General features: G+C 62.5%; 17 protein-coding genes. 9 read left to right on the top strand and 8 right to left on the bottom strand.

All coding sequences use genetic code 11. The features are described 5' to 3' along the window. Positions 1–2: 2 nt before the first annotated feature. The 3 genes from BLW62_RS13290 to BLW62_RS13280 all read right to left on the bottom strand — a co-directional run bounded on the left by BLW62_RS13290 (position 3) and on the right by BLW62_RS13280 (position 2,421). A complete protein-coding gene (locus tag BLW62_RS13290; protein WP_090507478.1) occupies positions 3–1,022 on the bottom strand; it encodes an N-acetyltransferase DgcN family protein in 1,020 nt (339 codons plus the stop codon). Positions 1,023–1,084: 62 nt separating this feature from the next. Then, complete coding sequence (locus tag BLW62_RS13285) at positions 1,085–2,017, bottom strand: Vms1/Ankzf1 family peptidyl-tRNA hydrolase (RefSeq protein ID WP_090507477.1); 933 nt, start codon at positions 2,015–2,017, stop codon at positions 1,085–1,087. Positions 2,018–2,046: 29 nt separating this feature from the next. Beyond that, the gene (locus BLW62_RS13280) at positions 2,047–2,421 is read right to left on the bottom strand and encodes a DUF5802 family protein (protein ID WP_090507476.1); all 375 of its coding nucleotides are present in this window, start codon (positions 2,419–2,421) and stop codon (positions 2,047–2,049) included. A 475-nt stretch (positions 2,422–2,896) separates the two neighbouring features. Here BLW62_RS13280 and BLW62_RS13275 point away from each other — a divergent pair, with 475 nt between their 5' ends. Then, entirely contained in the window at positions 2,897–3,559 is a 663-nt protein-coding gene (locus tag BLW62_RS13275; RefSeq protein WP_090507475.1) for a DUF3450 domain-containing protein, read from the top strand. A 92-nt stretch (positions 3,560–3,651) separates the two neighbouring features. Continuing rightward, entirely contained in the window at positions 3,652–4,311 is a 660-nt protein-coding gene (locus BLW62_RS13270) for an ArsR/SmtB family transcription factor (RefSeq protein WP_076581733.1), read from the top strand. Between the two features lie 139 nt (positions 4,312–4,450). On the opposite strand, the gene BLW62_RS13265 is transcribed toward BLW62_RS13270, so the two are convergent. Then, on the bottom strand, positions 4,451–5,047 hold the full coding sequence (locus BLW62_RS13265) for a hypothetical protein (protein ID WP_090507610.1): 597 nt from the start codon (positions 5,045–5,047) through the stop codon (positions 4,451–4,453). A gap of 182 nt (positions 5,048–5,229) precedes the next feature. On the opposite strand from BLW62_RS13265, the gene BLW62_RS13260 reads away from it, so the two are divergent. Beyond that, entirely contained in the window at positions 5,230–5,427 is a 198-nt protein-coding gene (locus BLW62_RS13260; protein WP_090507474.1) for a hypothetical protein, read from the top strand. Between the two features lie 114 nt (positions 5,428–5,541). Here the strand turns inward: BLW62_RS13260 and ahbB are convergent, their stop codons facing one another. The 3 genes from ahbB to BLW62_RS13245 all read right to left on the bottom strand — a co-directional run bounded on the left by ahbB (position 5,542) and on the right by BLW62_RS13245 (position 9,288). Then, positions 5,542–6,579 (bottom strand): siroheme decarboxylase subunit beta, encoded by a 1,038-nt coding sequence (ahbB, locus tag BLW62_RS13255; RefSeq protein ID WP_090507473.1) that lies wholly within the window; start codon positions 6,577–6,579, stop codon positions 5,542–5,544. A gap of 186 nt (positions 6,580–6,765) precedes the next feature. Next, the gene (locus BLW62_RS13250; protein WP_090507472.1) at positions 6,766–7,998 is read right to left on the bottom strand and encodes a hydroxyacid-oxoacid transhydrogenase; all 1,233 of its coding nucleotides are present in this window, start codon (positions 7,996–7,998) and stop codon (positions 6,766–6,768) included. 117 nt (positions 7,999–8,115) lie between these two features. Continuing rightward, a complete protein-coding gene (locus BLW62_RS13245) occupies positions 8,116–9,288 on the bottom strand; it encodes an MFS transporter (protein WP_090507609.1) in 1,173 nt (390 codons plus the stop codon). 274 nt (positions 9,289–9,562) lie between these two features. Between BLW62_RS13245 and BLW62_RS13240 the strand changes: the two genes are divergently transcribed. The 5 genes from BLW62_RS13240 to BLW62_RS13220 all read left to right on the top strand — a co-directional run bounded on the left by BLW62_RS13240 (position 9,563) and on the right by BLW62_RS13220 (position 14,439). After that, a complete protein-coding gene (locus BLW62_RS13240; protein WP_090507471.1) occupies positions 9,563–10,765 on the top strand; it encodes an iron-containing alcohol dehydrogenase family protein in 1,203 nt (400 codons plus the stop codon). 201 nt (positions 10,766–10,966) lie between these two features. Then, positions 10,967–11,386 carry a hypothetical protein gene (locus BLW62_RS19025; RefSeq protein WP_090507470.1) on the top strand — a complete coding sequence of 140 codons (420 nt, stop codon included), beginning with the start codon at positions 10,967–10,969 and terminating at the stop codon, positions 11,384–11,386. A gap of 4 nt (positions 11,387–11,390) precedes the next feature. Further along, positions 11,391–12,335: an alpha/beta fold hydrolase gene (locus BLW62_RS13230; protein ID WP_090507469.1), complete on the top strand. Its 945-nt coding sequence runs from the start codon at positions 11,391–11,393 to the stop codon at positions 12,333–12,335. A gap of 99 nt (positions 12,336–12,434) precedes the next feature. Continuing rightward, a complete protein-coding gene (locus BLW62_RS13225; protein WP_090507468.1) occupies positions 12,435–13,502 on the top strand; it encodes an anthranilate phosphoribosyltransferase in 1,068 nt (355 codons plus the stop codon). Between the two features lie 178 nt (positions 13,503–13,680). Further along, positions 13,681–14,439, top strand: a complete 759-nt coding sequence (locus tag BLW62_RS13220) for an SDR family NAD(P)-dependent oxidoreductase (protein WP_090507467.1) — start codon at positions 13,681–13,683, stop codon at positions 14,437–14,439. 17 nt (positions 14,440–14,456) lie between these two features. Here BLW62_RS13220 and BLW62_RS13215 read toward each other — a convergent pair whose 3' ends face one another. Continuing rightward, positions 14,457–15,428, bottom strand: coding sequence for a succinylglutamate desuccinylase/aspartoacylase family protein (locus tag BLW62_RS13215; RefSeq protein ID WP_090507466.1), 972 nt, complete (start codon positions 15,426–15,428; stop codon positions 14,457–14,459). A gap of 196 nt (positions 15,429–15,624) precedes the next feature. Between BLW62_RS13215 and BLW62_RS13210 the strand changes: the two genes are divergently transcribed. Then, positions 15,625–16,143: a peptidylprolyl isomerase gene (locus tag BLW62_RS13210; protein WP_090507465.1), complete on the top strand. Its 519-nt coding sequence runs from the start codon at positions 15,625–15,627 to the stop codon at positions 16,141–16,143. Positions 16,144–16,217: the final 74 nt, after the last annotated feature.

The raw sequence follows: 16,217 nt of genomic DNA, 5'->3' as shown, positions 1-16,217 counted from the left end.
CGTCAGAACAGGGCCTCCAGTACGTCGTCGGTTCCGAAGCGAATCACGTCCGTCGCGGGGACGCCGAGTTCGTCGGTGTACGCCTCGACTGCCTCCTGGGCAGCGGCGTCGTCCTCGAGGGTCGTCGTGTTCAACGCGCCGGCGACGACCTCGCCGTCCGCGACGGGGGCGGAGAGTCCTTCGTAGAGGTCCACGTACGTCGAGAGTTCGGGGATGTCGAACGACTCGTAGCCGTGAATTTCCTCGCGACCGGCGACGTGACAGAGGACGAGTTTGTCTGCCATCGCGCCGTGGAGGATGCCACAGGTGACGGCCGAATAGGCCGGGTGGACGATGCTGCCCTGTCCCTCGACGAAGAGGTAGTCGTGTTCGGCCGCCTTCTCGAGGATCATCTCCTCGACCGCGCCCGCGGTGAAGTCCGAGACGACGCGGTCGATCGGGTTCCCCCAGCCCTCGATCATGATTCCGGTCTGGCCGGTCGGGATCACGCCGACGTCGTGGCCCGCCTCGCGGGCGTCTCGAGCCAGTTCCATCGTCGTCGTCATCTTGCCGACCGAGCAGTCGGTGCCGACGGTGAGGATGATCTCCGCGTCGACCTCGCCGGCGATTCCCTGAGCGACCGTGAGATCCTCCGGCGGCTTCCGGACGTCTCGCAGTTCACAGTCGTGCTCGTCGGCGAGGCGGACGAACTCCTCGTCCTCGCTCAGGAAGTAGTGTAGGCCCGAGACGACGTCACAACCGTACTCGAGTGCCGTCCGGACGTCCTCGCGCCAGCTTTCGACGAAGCCGCCGCCGATGGGAGCGATGCCGATGAGCAGCGTGTCGACCTCGTCGGCCTCGAGGTCTGCCATTCCCTCGTGGATCGGGGCATCCTGTACGTCCGGAACGAAATCGTTGACGCGCTGGCCGGCGTTGTCCCAATCGAGCACGGCGACGGCGTCGTGATCGGCGTAGCGAAGTACGCCCAGGGCGGTCTTCGCGCGGTCTGGAAACTTCTCGTGTGCAAGAATTGCGACGTTCATACCTGCCCATTGGTGAGTGTCCACTTAACGGTAGACACTTCCAGTCAGGGTTGTGGGTCCCGCTACAGTACTCGGAGATCGGTCGTCCAGAACGAGTGGTGAGCGTCCTCGAGTGCCGATTTCGGGCTTCCCGTGGCGTCGACGGCGGCCGTTCCGGTCGGCTCGAGGTCCGATTCCGAGACGAGGGTATCGATCACGCCACGCTGGCCGACGACGAACAGTCGCTCGACGTCGTGGTCGGCCAACGCGCGCTCACAGCGCTCGAGGTGGTCGTCGATCTGATCGTTGCGAATCCGCTCGAATCGGGCCTGCGAGAAGCCGCCTTTCGAGTGGTTGCCCTTGACGTCGCTCTCGAACCCCTGATAGTCGACGCGCTCGCCGTCCTCGTAGACGCCGAGTGCGAACAGGTCGGCTCTGAGAAGCGCGAGCGCGTACTCCCCGGTCGGGAGGAACCACTCGCGTTCGAGCGCGAACCGATCGTCCCACTCGAGTTTCGGCGTGCTCTCCGGGAGCACCGGTGGCTCGAGCGTGACGGCGACGAGGCCGGCGTCGTCGACGCACAGAACACAGGGCGCGGCGTCGGCGACGAGTCCGCGCCGGTCGCCCAGGACGTCCTCGAGGTCGTCACCGAACCCGTCTTCGAGGTCTTCGAGTGCGTCGTCGGCCTCGAGAACGGCCGTCGTGGCTCCTTCGGGTGCCGTCTGGAAGGATGCGAGTCGGTCGAGGACGTCCTCGAGTCGACTGCCCCGAAGGCGTTCGCGACGACGAAGCGAGAGCGACTGTCCGTCGTCGTCGACTCGCTCGAGTTCGCCCTCGAGTTGGGCGATGCGGTCCTCGAGTCGGTTCACCCGCTCTTCGGCGTCCTGTCTGGCCGTCGTCGCCTCTGCTAGACGCTCGGATTCTGCCTCGTAGCGCTTCTCGAGGCGGTCGTTTTCCTCCTCGAGGTCGTCGATTCGGTCCTTGAGCGAGGCGCGGCCGAGCAACTCGTCGAGCATCTACCCACAGACGCGAAGCGAAAACACTTCTAGGTTCCGACGTTGTGACCCCCCGCGTCGTCGTCCGTTTCACCGGCCCAGGAGAGTAGCTGATGGGCGCGCTCGCGTCGCGCGAGGAGAATCTCTCGAAGCGACGGCGGGTTTCTGACGTTCGCTTCTTCGACCATCGATTCGGGGAGAGCGAGGGTGTCCGTCGGCACGTTCTCGTCGCCGTGTACCGCGAAGTGGTGGTTCTCGAGTTTCATCACGAGCGGTGTATCGAGACGTTCGACGCCCGAACCGGTGGCGTACACCGCTTCGTTGATCTGCTCGTGTTGGTCCCTGTGCATGAGCGCACGGGTGCCGTCGGTCGGGGTGACGTAGAGTCGACCGAGGTAGTATCCCTGCGAAAAGCGCTCGAACATGGTAGTTAGTACCATGGTCGGATAGAATATAACTATTTTCGGACAACGTTAAGTCAGAGGACTATCAGTGAAGACTGCCGTCCGTCGACTTGTGCGCTGGTGGACGGTTATCGTCCGAACAATTGTCTCGTTGTTCTGGGTCGTATACGCGTCCGAAACCCGGAAAACGGCGTCGAAAACGCTCTCGAACAGTTCACAGTGTCGTTCACGTCAGTTAGTGACTCCATGAAACGATACGTCTCGCTGGAAAGGATGCGTCGACGCGGGTTTTCACCCACATTTTCGAGGAATAGCCACCAAATCAGCGTACTCCACGTGTGAGTCTGCCGTTCGTGAGATTCAAGCGGTAGTTGGACAGCGCAGACGGCAACTGTGCGGGTCGAAACCGTTGAGATACTCAGAAACACCCGTTTACAGTCGTAAACGATCCAAACGAAGACATCCCTTTTAGGATATTCGAGCCAACGCTCAGTCAATGACCACCAGACGGCCGGTTATCCTGCTCGTCTTCCTCGCAGTCCTCGGGCTCACGATGGCACCCGCTGCAGGAGGTGTCGTCGATAGTTCGGTGAGTTCCAGTCCGTCTATCGATAACGAGTCTGCAGAGAGTCCGGACACGAACGTCTCCACGTTTATGCAATCGAGCGCGGCAGATGCCGAAAGCGAGGTCGACGCTGGCATGTACGAATCGAAGTACGAATCCGCCGAGGACGACAGAGACGAGGTCGTCCACGACCGAACGGACCAACTCGAGGATCAACAGGAATCCCTCGAAGACGAGTACGAAACGTTGCAGGAAGAAAGCGACTCGACCGACGGTGAGTATCAGGCGCGGATGACGCAACTGACCGTTCAGATCAACGCCTTAGAGCGCTCGATCAACCAGACCGAACAGCAGGCTGCAGAGGCTGGCGTCGACGACGACCGACTCGATGCCCTGCAGGAAAACGCCTCTGAGATGGCCGGTCCGGATGTCGCTGCGTTCGCTCAGGAACTCACTGGACCGAGTGGCACTCCTGGCGGTGGATCGCTCCCTGATGCCGGTTCGTCTGCGGAGTCTTCCGACCGTGGACAAGGCGAGAGCCCACAGTCGACTGATTCTGGTCCTCCAGCAGAGACCCCGAACGGCGACGAATAAGCGCTAAACCCTCGCTCGGCCACGCTCCGTCGACCATTCGTTCTCGAAGCGAGCAGACACCCTTTTCAGCGACGACCCCCAACGAGATGACGATGGACTCCGCCGCGTTGCTCGATTTGCTGGGGAACGAAAATCGGAGACGAATCCTCCGGTTACTCGCCCGCAAACCCTGTTATGTGACCGAAATCTCGGAGTACCTCGGCGTGAGCCCCAAAGCGGTGATCGAACACCTCCGGAAACTCGAGGAGGCCGGACTGATCGAGAGTCGCGTCGACGATCAGCGTCGAAAGTACTTCCACATCGCTCGTCACGTCCGACTCGAGGTCAACGTCTCCCCCTACGGCTTCGCGAGTAAGAGTGCCTATCCCGCAAATAGCAGTTTCGATATTACGACCTGTAGACACCTCTCACTCGACGTTTCCTGGGACGAAACGGGCGAACTCGACGAGTTGCTCAGGGCGCTCGAGACGCTCGAACAACTCGAAAACGAACTGTCGTTGGCCCAGCGGTGGGTCCAGGGCCGACTCAGTGGCGTCCTCGATGCAATCTCCGAAACCGTCGGAACTGGCCCCGAAAGTCGAATTTACGCCGACCTCCTGGCGAGCATTCGATCCGAGCCGAAATCGGTCGGCGACCTCAGTAGCGACGTCGACGCACCTCGCGAACTCGTCGCCGAGTTGCTCGAGTCCATGGCGGACGACGGCGTCGTTCGCCGGACCGAACGCGGTTGGGAGCTGACGACCGGCAACTGAGGCCGAACGACGTGGCTGTTTCTCCTCGTGGCTCTTCAGAGTCTCGTGTCTTTTCGGACTTGGCCGTCTCTCTTCGGACTTGGTCGTCTCTCTTCAGACCTCGTTGTATCGACATCCGTCCCAACGGATTTTCCAGCACTCACTCGACATCTCGGAAGAGGCCGTCTCGTAAGTCCCGACCGAAGTAGTAGCCGCTGAGACACGCGAGAAGGCTGAACGCGATGCCGATCGCGACGACAGTCTGGAACGAGCCGGCCATCGCGAGATAGAGGTTTCCCGAGACGGCCGACAGCGCGCCGACGGTCGTTCCGGCCGCTCCCACCTCGAGGTAGCGTCGTTTCGAGGTCACCATGCCGAGGGCGAACGCGACGCCGAAGAGGCCGAGCACCCGGCCCGCAATGGGGATGGTCATCCCGCCGGCGAACAGACCGAACCCAAACAGGAGGGCGAACGCGAGAAACAGCTTCGGCGCGAAGTACTCGCTGATCGGGGGTCGCGAGGCGGTTCGTGAGAACCGGGATCTCAGCCCGGAGAACAAGCCACCGGCGTCGGCGTCAGTGCCACCCTTGGCTGCCGATGTGGACCCGCTCTCGGTCGCCCTCGAGCCCGTTTCGGACGAGTCTCCCGACTCGAAGGATGCGCTCCCGGAACCCGACTCCGAGAGCAAGTCCTCCGTCTCCTCGAGAAGGTCGTCCGTGTCACGGGGACGCGTGACCTCGTCCGAACGATCGCTCATAACCGATCGTTGCATGCCCGACAGCATGGGCTTTTCCCTGCGCAGTGATGGGCGATCAGCGTCGAGGCAATTCGACATGTCGTCTCTCGATTTCCCCGTTTCAATCGGCGAGCGCAGCGATTTTCCTCACCGACCGAGACGGGCAGGCCGTTTTTTCACCACGGAACCGGTAGTACTGGGAGATGAACGCCGAGTTGCTCGCGTTCGGACTGCTGTCGCTCGCCACGGGTATCGCCGTCCTCGTCGGCGCGCGACAGCTCTATCCGCGACTCGAGGTCACTGAGGACGCCGAGTCCTCGCTGCGAATGTTGACGGCGATGCTCGCGGGAGTACTCCTTTTTGCGGGGCTCGGATTGGTGCTTCTCGGCCTGTTTGGTTGAGTGAGAGGTCTACCGAAAGTCGGTTCCAGAGGGCCGCGACCAGTCGTCTGTCCGGCGATCGCTCGGATAACTCGGTACACCGACACGAACGAGTCGAGTCGCCGACGACTGGGATTACTCGACGAGTTCTTCGTAGCGCGCACCCGTCTGTTTCAGCGTCTCGGTCGAGTACAGTCGGTCGTGGTCGACGGGGAGGTACTCGGTAGCCAGTTCGTCGATCTTCGCGTCGACGGCGTCGGCATCACGGCCGTGAATCATCGTGAACAGGTTGTACGGCCACTCCTGGTCCGGTCGACGGGGTCGGTGGTAGCACAACGTGACGGACGCCAGCCCGCCCACGCGCTCCCCCCACTCGTCGAGTCGGCCGTCGGGAACGTCCCAGACGACCATACAGTTCGCGTCGAACCCGGTGACGATGTGGTTGATCACGCAGCCAACCCGTTTGATGCAGCCGTTCTCGAGAAGGCGTTCGATCCCCTCGAGAACACGTTCGACGTCGGCCTCGAGCGCGCGGGCAATCTCTCGGTAGGGCGTCTTCGAGATCGGGAAGCCGTTTTGAATCGCGAGTAACAGGTCGGCGTCGAAGGCACGCAGGTCGCCGGCCGCCGACTCGGTGATTCGCGTCGCCGACGAGTCGGTCGCCGTTTCGAGTGATTCGCGAGCGAATCGGTCGTCGTTGACGACGGGGAACTCGAGGTCGATGTAGTAGTCGGTGAGCATCGGCAAGTTGAGCACCGAACAGCCGGTTCGCTCCTCGATTTCGGCGAGTATCTCGTCGCGTTTCGCCCGCGAGCCAGCGGTGACGACGAACCACATATTCCACTCGTGGTCGCGGGCGTAGTTGTGGTTGACCTGCCGGTACTCGTTGATGATCGCCGCAATCTCTTCGAAGCGATCTTCGGGCGCGCTCACCGCCGCGAGCGTCGACGAACCGATCACCGGCGGATTGAGGACGGCACCGAACCGCCGGATTATCCCCGCGTCGTGGAGTCGGCTGACACGTTCGACGGCCTCGTCTTCGTCGATCTCGAGTTCGCGACCGATTCGTCGAAACGGGCGTTCTTCGACGGGAATGCCACTCTGGTAGCCGTCGATGATGGCCGCATCGACGTCGTCGACCTGCTCGCGCCAGTCCCCCGAGAGGCTGCTCATTGGTCCGTCTAGGGACATGGCCACCGTATTGCTTTCGGGTCCCGGGCACACTCGTGTGCACGCATGGTTCACTCGAGGACTCACCCTCGAACCTCGAAGCAGTTCGCCCTCGCACGCGCTCTCGAGACGCGAATTGTCGGGCTCGAAACGGCCTTCCTGTGAATCACCGAAATCGTAACCGCGCTCTCAGTACGCGTCCGCGAAGATGGTCTCGAGGTCGTCCGTAGTGACGCGTCGCGGGTTCCCGACTAGCAGTCGCTGAATTTCGGCCGTTTTCTCCGCGAGTCGCGGAATGTCGTCGTCTTCGACGCCCAGTTCCGCGAGTCCGTCGGGAATGCCGATGTCGGCACACAGCGATTCGACTGCGATTGCGGCTCGCTCGCCGGCTTCGCGGTCGCTCGCACCCTCGAGGGACTCTCCCAACAACTCGGCGATGGTTCCGTAGCGATCGTACGCCGTCGAGGCGTTGTAGCGCATCACCGATGGCAACAAGGCGGCGACGGTGACGCCGTGTGGCGTATGATTTTCGCCGGCGACCGGGTAGGCCATGGCGTGGGTCGCGCCGAGTCCGGCGTTCGTGAAGGCGATTCCGGCGAGTACGCTGCCGAGTGCCATGTCGCGACGGGCCTCGACGTCTTCGCCGTTGTTGACCGCGCGCTGGAGACTGCCGCCGATCAGTTCGATGGCCTGTTTCGCGTACATGTCGGTCATCCCCGTTCGACCCCCGTAATTCGCCCGCTCGGAGGCGTGCGTGGGTGTTTCCTTGGTGTCGTATCGACGCGTCGTGTAGGCCTCGATAGCGTGGGTGAGCGCGTCCATCCCGGACGCCGCGGTGATCGACGGCGGGAGCGAGACGGTCAACAGCGGGTCGACGATAGCGAGGTCAGGGTAGAGATAGCGACTCGAGATACCGACTTTCAGTTCCCGATCCGGGAGGGAGACGACCGCGGCTGGCGAGCTTTCGGCTCCGGTGCCGGCGGTCGTGGGGAGGGCGAACACGACGGTTTCGGACGCTGGAACGGGTTCTCCGCCCCCGATTGGCGGCGCGATGTACTCGAGGAGGTCGCGCTCCGTACCGACGAGCGCGCCGGTCACTTTCGCGACGTCGAGGGAACTCCCGCCGCCGACGCCAACGATCGCGTCCGGATCGGTGTCAGCGGCTGCCTCGAGGGCCGCTTCGTAGACATCGACGGCCGGGTCCGGTTCGACGCCCTCGAAAATTGTGACCTCGAGGTCGGCAGGAACCGACGACAGCGCGTCCTCGACGACGCCGGTTTCTCGAAGCTGTTCGTCGGTGACGACGAGGGCCGAGTCGACGCCGCGCGCCTCGAGTTCGGCTCCCAATTCCGTACTGGCCTCGAGACCGAATTTGAGCTGATCCGCCATCGCGAAGTCCCACACCGTCTCTGGGTCGTGCATTCGTAGCCAGAGGTTCAGCGAGCGATCACTTAACGATACAGCTTCACGCAGTCGGTCCCTGAGAGAGCGACTGATGGGCGCTCGAGAGGCTTCCTTCCGGCGAAAATGGTCCGCGGGTCAGTATCGGAGATCCAACGCCCAGTTCGCGACGATGAGCGCGAGCACGACGGCGAGCATGCCGATCAAGATGCCAAAGGAGACGGCCCAGCCGAACAGGTCGGCGAAGAGCCCGATGGCGATCGACCCCGACGCGGCGACGATCATGTAGACGGTTCTGATCATCCCGAACCCGACGCTTTGCTCCTCGGCCGAGAGGTGGTCCATGAACCGGGGCAAGACCGCTGCACCCCATCCCATCCCACAGCCGACCAGCAGGATGCCGACGAAGACGCCGGCCGGGCCAGTGGGGCTGATCAGCAGGCCGAATCCGAGCATTCCGGTGACGGCACAGACCCCGGTCGCTGCATCCCGGCCAAACCGATCGGAGAGGTTCCCGATCACGATCTGGAGCACTCCTAAGGCGACGAAGTAACAGCCGAACAGGATGCTCGCCGTCGTCGTGGAGTAGCCACGAAATTCGACCAGAAACGTCGGCAGGAACGTGGCGACGCCCTGCCAAATAAAGTCACAGATGATGGCGATGATGCCGGTGTAGACGATCGAGGGCCGCGAGAGAATCTCGAGGCTCTGTTCGGGGGAGATGCTGTCCCGAAGCCGTCGTTCGGGGAATCGAGGCGGCGTCGGCCGGACGCGCCAGACGAAGAGCACGGCAATCGGCACGGTGACGACGGCCGTGATCGCGACGGCGGGGCGCCAGCCGTAGCGGACGGCGATCCAGGCGACGATAACCGGCGTGATCAACCCGGCAGCGGGTGCTCCCGCGTTGTGAATCCCGATAGCCGTCCCGATATCGTCGTACGTTCGCGTGAGCAGTGCCGTCGCGACGCTGTAGTGAAGTCCCGCGGCACCGCCGACGAGCACCGTGCCGACCAGGAAGATCGCGAAGTGTGGCGCGAGGACGATCAGCAGGCTCGTGAGGCCCGTCCCGACGACGGAGGCGAGGATGATCAGTCGCTCGCCGTGGCGATCCGCGAGGACGCCGCTGGGGAACTGCGTGAGGGCGTACGCGAGCCACATGCCGGTCATCGCGACGCCGACGAGCGTGTTCGAGACCTCGAACTCGGCGATGATCTCCGGGATGACCGGGCTGACGGCCAGCCGTCCGACCATCGTCACGAAAAACGCCAGCGTACAACAGACGAGGACCGTATCACGGTAGCGCCAGGCCATAGCTACGACGATCGACCGCCCGAACGTTTCTGCCATCCGCGGGTATAGCTGTCGATCACCCCGGCTGGCTACCGGTTTCCACCGTCACCGCCCTCACGATTTCGTCGTGGTGGCGTTCCTCGTCGCCGTCGCGGCGTCCCGCATTACCATAACGGTGTCCACCGTCGTCGTGGTCGCACACCCCGCCGCCGTGGTCGTCTCCCTCGCCACCGTAATTCAGTCTCGTGGTTTCACACCACAATCATCTAGTAGCAGGCTCGGAAACCGATGCGGTATGTCTCCACCAAACACAGGCGAGTCGGGGCTCGACTCGAGTGCAGTGACGTTCACGGCGACGGATACCCGATTCGGTGCCGGCGTCTCGAAGACCGTCGGCGACCTCCTCGAGCGCGAGGGGATCACGAACCCGCTCGTCGTGACCGACGAGGGGATCGAGGCGGCCGGCTTGCTCGAGCCACTGGTCGCGGAACTCGCCGGCGACGTGTCGATTCAGTACGCGACGACGGAACCCTCGACGACCGATTTCGAGTCCGTCTCGAACGAGGAGTTCGACGGCGTGGTCGCTCTCGGCGGTGGCTCCGTCGTCGACACGGCCAAAGTCCGTTCGATCCTCCTGGCACACGGCGGCGACGCGAGCGACTACCTCGGGGTCGACGCCGTTCCCGGTTCGGTCGCCCCGCTCGTGGCAATCCCGACGACGAGCGGAACCGGATCGCAGGCGACCCAGACCGCAGTCCTCACGCACGACGGCGTCAAACGCGGAATCAGCGACGAGTCCCTTCGGCCGGATTACGCGCTGGTCGATCCCGAACTCACCGCTGATTTGCCGCCTCGACAGACCGCTCGCTCCGGCTTCGACGCGTTCGTCCACGCCCTCGAGTCCCTGACGGCTCGCGATCACCGCTGGATCGAGTCGCGCCCGATCACTTATCAGGGAGCGAACCCCGCTTCGCGTGGACTGGCTCGAGAGGCCCTCTTTCAGGTTCACGGCGCACTCGAGCGGGCCACCTTCGACGGAGACGACCGCGACGCGCGGGAGGCGATGAGCGTCGGCTCGCACCTCGCGGGGACGGCGTTTTCGATCTCCGGGCTGGGTATCGTTCACGCCCTCGCGAGCACGCTCGGGGGCCTTACTGACGACCCACACGGTGCCTGTCTGGCCGCGTCGATCGTGGCCGGACTCACGTACAATCTGCCCGTTCGCCAGGAGGCGTACGCCGATATCGCGCGCTCACTCGAGGTAGCCACCGTGGAGGCGACGGACGACGAGGCCGCCCAGGCGCTCGTCGACGAGTGTGATCGACTTCGGCGGTCGCTGAACCTACCGACCTCGATGCGAGCGCTCGGCCTCGAGCGATCCGACGTGGACACGATCGTCGAGAACACGCTCTTGCAGGAACGACGCTTGCCGACGAATCCTCGAGGGGCTGGTGACGACCTCCGGGAGCACCTGTTGGCGGTCGAATTCGACGATTGACTGGCTCGCTCGAGTGTTCGATTAGATGGTCTCGACGTTCGGATCTCTTTGCCGATTTGATATTAATTTGATGTATTTGGACGGATATCCCTTAGAAAAGAAAGTACCTCACTATCTTCTAAAATAAGTATAAGGCGACGCCTATTGGCACTCTGTGTGTCTTGGTAGATACTATCTGCCAATGAATGGAGTCAACAATACATGTCAGATGATGAGTTAGCCAGTTCCGAATGGTGGCAAACGTACAAGGAGAACGTAAACTCGGACCAGGAGATGAGCGTTCGCGGGCACGACCGCTTCGACGACAATTTCTTCGTTCAAATCGACGACGATCGGTATCTGATCGAGATGTACGGCGGTGAAGTCGTCGACGTCGTGGAGAACCCCGGTATCAACGGGGATTGGTCCTTCGGCGTCGAAGGAAAGCAGGACGCGTGGGAAGAGTTCCTCCAGGACGTTCCGCCCGCACACAACAACGAAATCATCGCGTCGGACTATCGCACCGCGGTGAGAGGCGACGAGGGGCACCTCGAGTTACACGGAAACAACAAGAAGGTGTTTCAGAATCTCCGTCCTTTCCAGCGAGCGCTCGAACTGATGCGAGAAACCCATCAATCGTAAGCAAATGAGTATTCAAGCACCCGAACACGGCGAACGCGTCTCGATTACCGGTCAATACATCGGCGTCGAAATAGACGGGGTCAATCACCGCGTGTATTACGAAGAAAGTGGCCCCGAGGATGGCATTCCGCTGCTCTGTCAACATACGGCCGGAAATCACGGACACGAGTGGCGACACCTTCTCGAGGATGAGGAGATCACCGAGCACTTCCGCGTCATCGCGTACGACCTCCCCCACCACGGAAAATCGCTTCCACCGACGAGTGAAGCGTGGTGGAACGAAGACTACACGCTGACCGAAGAGAAGTTCGCGGAGAGTATCATTAGCATCGCGGACGCCCTTGACCTCGACGATCCTGTCTACATGGGCTCGAGCATCGGCGGAAACATTATTCTCCAACTCGGTGACTGGCACCCGGACAGATTCCGCGCGCTCATCGGTCTCGAGGTCGGGACCTACAGTCCGGGCTACTACCTCGATTGGTTCCACGATCCACAGGTCAATATCGCCGAAGCCAGTGCCTACGCCTGCTGGGGGCTGATGGCACCACAGGGACCCGAATCGATGCGACGAGAGACGATGCACCTCTACGAACAGGGATCGACGGGCCTGTTCCGTGGCGACCTCTACTACTACTCGGTCGACCACGACTACAGGGGAAAACTGGATCAGGTCAACCCGTCGTGTCCCGTTTACGTGATGAACGGCGAGTACGATTTCGCGACCGATCCGGACGACGCTCGCGAAGTAGCCGAGGGAATCGGCGAGCAGGCCCAGGCGGTCGACATGGGGAGCATCGGCCACTTCCCGATGAGTGAAAACCCCGAGTTGTTCATCGAGTACCTCAAACCGGTGTTAGACGATATCCGCGGCGAAGACGTGGACGTCCCCGAGAAGATGACGCCCGAATCGGTCGGGATCGACGTCGACACCCCAGCCGCAGACTAACGGCTTCCCCGTCATTCATACCGGGAAACTCGCCCCAGACGTCACCGCTGCCTCCCCGGAAACGGGACGTTTTTGCACGGCGCTTTCCAACGAACGCACATGGCGCAGACTTCCCAGACGTTCGGCGAGTGGCCGCTCAAACGGCTGATGACCGAAGTCGTCGGCTCCGGTCCCAAGTCCGCAGACGACATGACTCGAGCGCAGGCTCGAGAGGCCTTCCAGCGCATTCTGGCCGGCGAGCCAGACGAGACGACCCTCGGCGCGTTTTTCCTCGCGAATCGCTGGAAGCGTAACAATCCCGAGGAGTTGGCTGGATACACCGACGTCATGCGCGAGGAGTCGGTCATCACCGCCGAACCCGACGCGAATCCGGTCGATTGCGGGGCGAACTACGACGGCAAGCACACGTCTGCCGTCCTCGGTGTCGGTGCCGGCCTCGTCGCTGCGGCCGCCGGGACGCCGATCGTCGTCCACTCCGGCGACCGCGTCCCGACGCAGAAGGCGACCGCCTACAAGCACGTCCTCGACGAACTGGACGTTCGAACGCAACTCGAGCCGACGGAGAGCGCCGAGATGGTCGACGAAACCGGTTTCGGCTTCTACTACCAGCCGTCGTTCAACCCCGGCGTGCACGGCCTCTACGCTCGTCGCGATCAGATGGGCGTTCGGACGTTCGTCAATACGATCGAAACCGTCGCTAACCCCGCGAACGCCGACGTTCACCTCGGCTCGTTCTACCACCTCGCGTTCGCGAAGAAGATGACCGATCTCATCGGGGAGAGCACGGAACTCGAGTACTCCCGCGCGATCTTCTTCCAGGGAATGGAAGGCTACGACGACATCCGACCCGGTTACACGAAGGTTGCCGAGTGGGACCACGGTGAGGAACTCGAGGATTACGAGATCGAGACCGACGAGTACGGCATGGAGATGGAAAACGACGACCTCGAAGTCGACGACGTCACCGCGGATTCGGCGTCGATCACCGAGGACGTGCTCTCGGGCGAGCGCGACGACCACTTCGCCGACGCCATCGCCCTCAACGCCGCGTTCCGAATGTACGCCCGTCAGGACGTCGAGAGTCTCGAGGACGGCCTCGAACGCGCTCGTGACGTGATCGCCGACGGCAGCGCGACGGCGGTGCTCGAGGACCTTCGATCGTTCTAAGGCGACGTTTACCACTCGCTCTAAGGCTGCATTTACCACTCGTTCTAAGGCGATGTTTACCACTCGTTCTAAGGCGATGTTTACCACTGTTCACTAACCCGAATGCCTCTCGAAACATTGGTTTGAATACGTTGCGTTCTATGAACGAATTTATGTGTCCGCCGTGTGATACGCGAGTATGAGACTCGAGGACAAGACAGTAGTCATCACCGGTGCGGCGGCGGGAATTGGACAGGCAACGGCCGAACGCTGTGCCGAGGAGGGCGCACACGTTATCGTCACCGACGTCGACACCGACGGCGGGGAGGAGGTCGCCGCGGATATCGAAGCCGACGGCGGGAAAGCGACCTTCTACGAACTCGACGTCACCGACAGCGAGGAGTTCCACGCCGTCATCGACGCCGTCGTCGAAACGCACGGCCTCGACGTGTTGGTCAACAACGCCGGGACCGGCCACCCCGGCGGCAGCCTCGAGAGCCTCGAGGACGAAATCCGTGACTTCGTCATCGACATCAACATCAAAGGCGTCTGGAACGGCTGTCACGCGGCGCTGCCACACCTCAAAGAACAGGGCCACGGAGCCATCGTCAACGTCGGTTCGCTGGCGAGCATTCTCGGCCTCCCCAAGCAGGCTGCGTACTCGATGACCAAGGGAGCAGTCCTGAACATGACTCGCGCCGTCGCCTCCGAGGCCGGCCCCTACGGCGTTCGCGCGAACACGGTCTGTCCCGGCTTCACCGAAACCTCGCTGCTCGATCAGTACCTCGAGCGACAGGATGATCCGGAGAAAGCCCGCAAACAGATGATCGCCCAGTACCCGCTGAAACGCCTTGCAGAGCCCGAAGAGATCGCAGACGCCATCCTGTTTCTGGCCAGCGAGGAGTCCTCGTTCGTCAACGGTCACGGACTGGTCGTCGACGGCGGTTTCTCTGCCTAAGCTCGCGTCGGTGTACGCTACACGTCTCGAATTTCTGCGACGCTCGCGAGTTGGTCGCCGCCGACGACGGTCGCTTCCTGCGTGAGCGCGTAGAGGATTCCGTCCCGATCCGCACTCGCCTCCTGGAGCGATTCGTACGTCGTCGGGTCGTAGACCGTTCCGAGCGCCGTTCCCTCGGTAACGTGTTCTCCCACCTCGAGTCCCGGGTTCGCGCGAAACAATCCGGCGTCGGTCGCTGTCACCTGCCCGAGGTGATTTCGCGCGACCGTCTGTGTGCGTGCTGGCACCTCGCCGGGGAGCATCTCGAGGGAGCGACAGACGTCGAGGAGGCCCTCGACGCCCGTTTCGACGGCCGTCTCGAGGATGTGTTCTTTGTGCGAGAGTTCGGGTGTAATCGACGGAATACCCTCCTCGGCGGCGGCGACGCGGAGCTTCCCCGAGAATGCGCGCTGGTGCCACTCGTCGTCGGCGTCGTCGTCAGCCTGCTCGGAGAGCAAGAGGTCGGTGCCGAAGGCCCGCGCGAGTTGGCGCGCTCGCTCGTCGCCCTCCCGGTAGACGACGTGGGTCTGCATGTCTGGGCTGCCCGTGTGCAAGTCGACGATGGCGTCGGCTCGGCTGGCTTCTTCCCAGAGGCGGGCGGCCATGCGCTGGTGGAGGCTGCCCGATTCGTTGCCCGGCCAGACGCGGTTCATGTTCGGATTGACGCTGTCGAATTCCTCCGGCGTGACGTAGGAGACGAGATCGAACGTGAGCGGATTCGCGACGGGAACGGCGACGACCGTTCCCGACAGCGACTCGAGTGGCAGTCGGTCGTGAAACCGTCGGAGCGCCTCGGTTCCGTTGATCTCGCGACCGTGCTGGGCGGCTTGCACGTAGAGCGTCGGGCCGTCCTCGTCGCCCACGTACGTGTGAATCGTCGTGCTCAGCGCCACGCCCGAGGGGAGACGTGCGAGGGTCACCTCCTCCATCGTATGCGTTCCATCCGTCATTGCCGGGTGTTCCACGGCCGTTCGTATGTACCTGCGGCCGTCTGTCACGCATGGAACTCTCGGTGGCTCGCCAGTTGCGTCTAGCGTTCCAATACGACTCACGGACGCGGAATCCGGATCGACTCACGCACAAAACGTTCGGTTTCGGCGACCCGAGACCACTACCGTTTTCACTCGGCCGACCGTCGTCGTGCGTATGGGAGACGTTACTGCGACACTCCACACGAACAAGGGAGACATCGATGTCGAACTGTACGACGAACGCGCACCGAGCACGGTCGACAACTTCGTCGGACTCGCGACTGGGGGCAAGACCTGGGAGGACCCCGAGACGGGCGAAGAAGTCGACGGCGAGCCGCTGTACGACGACGTTGCCTTCCACCGGATCATCGAGGGCTTCATGATTCAGGGCGGCGACCCGACCGAAACCGGTCGCGGCGGCCCCGGCTACCAGTTCGACGACGAGTTCCACGACGACCTCCGTCACGACGACGCAGGTATCCTGAGCATGGCGAACTCCGGCCCGAACACGAACGGCTCGCAGTTCTTCATCACGCTCGACGCCCAGCCACACCTCGACGGCCGTCACTCCGTCTTCGGGAAGGTTACCGACGGCATGGACGTCGTCGACGAGATCGGCAACGTCGACACCGACGCGAACGATCAGCCACGAGAGGACGTTGTCCTCGAGTCCGTCTCCGTCGACTACGAGTAATTCGTTGTCGAGCGATACCGTTTTTGCGCGAGCGTCGATTGCAGCTATTTTCGCCGTGATGTCGATCCCACTCG

Source organism: Natronorubrum sediminis (assembly GCF_900108095.1).
GTDB lineage: Archaea > Halobacteriota > Halobacteria > Halobacteriales > Natrialbaceae > Natronorubrum > Natronorubrum sediminis.
Note: the sequence above shows the minus strand (reverse complement) of the source record. Positions and strands in the feature narration are given on the sequence as shown.

Bases quoted from the DNA above. Each gene is read 5' to 3' on its own strand.
- BLW62_RS13290 (WP_090507478.1), bottom strand. From the start codon at position 1,022: ATGAACGTCGCAATTCTTGCACACGAGAAGTTTCCAGACCGCGCGAAG.
- BLW62_RS13285 (WP_090507477.1), bottom strand. From the start codon at position 2,017: ATGCTCGACGAGTTGCTCGGCCGCGCCTCGCTCAAGGACCGAATCGAC.
- BLW62_RS13280 (WP_090507476.1), bottom strand. From the start codon at position 2,421: ATGTTCGAGCGCTTTTCGCAGGGATACTACCTCGGTCGACTCTACGTC.
- BLW62_RS13275 (WP_090507475.1), top strand. From the start codon at position 2,897: ATGACCACCAGACGGCCGGTTATCCTGCTCGTCTTCCTCGCAGTCCTC.
- BLW62_RS13270 (WP_076581733.1), top strand. From the start codon at position 3,652: ATGGACTCCGCCGCGTTGCTCGATTTGCTGGGGAACGAAAATCGGAGA.
- BLW62_RS13265 (WP_090507610.1), bottom strand. From the start codon at position 5,047: ATGAGCGATCGTTCGGACGAGGTCACGCGTCCCCGTGACACGGACGAC.
- BLW62_RS13260 (WP_090507474.1), top strand. From the start codon at position 5,230: ATGAACGCCGAGTTGCTCGCGTTCGGACTGCTGTCGCTCGCCACGGGT.
- ahbB (WP_090507473.1), bottom strand. From the start codon at position 6,579: ATGAGCAGCCTCTCGGGGGACTGGCGCGAGCAGGTCGACGACGTCGAT.
- BLW62_RS13250 (WP_090507472.1), bottom strand. From the start codon at position 7,998: ATGCACGACCCAGAGACGGTGTGGGACTTCGCGATGGCGGATCAGCTC.
- BLW62_RS13245 (WP_090507609.1), bottom strand. From the start codon at position 9,288: ATGGCCTGGCGCTACCGTGATACGGTCCTCGTCTGTTGTACGCTGGCG.
- BLW62_RS13240 (WP_090507471.1), top strand. From the start codon at position 9,563: ATGTCTCCACCAAACACAGGCGAGTCGGGGCTCGACTCGAGTGCAGTG.
- BLW62_RS19025 (WP_090507470.1), top strand. From the start codon at position 10,967: ATGTCAGATGATGAGTTAGCCAGTTCCGAATGGTGGCAAACGTACAAG.
- BLW62_RS13230 (WP_090507469.1), top strand. From the start codon at position 11,391: ATGAGTATTCAAGCACCCGAACACGGCGAACGCGTCTCGATTACCGGT.
- BLW62_RS13225 (WP_090507468.1), top strand. From the start codon at position 12,435: ATGGCGCAGACTTCCCAGACGTTCGGCGAGTGGCCGCTCAAACGGCTG.
- BLW62_RS13220 (WP_090507467.1), top strand. From the start codon at position 13,681: ATGAGACTCGAGGACAAGACAGTAGTCATCACCGGTGCGGCGGCGGGA.
- BLW62_RS13215 (WP_090507466.1), bottom strand. From the start codon at position 15,428: ATGACGGATGGAACGCATACGATGGAGGAGGTGACCCTCGCACGTCTC.
- BLW62_RS13210 (WP_090507465.1), top strand. From the start codon at position 15,625: ATGGGAGACGTTACTGCGACACTCCACACGAACAAGGGAGACATCGAT.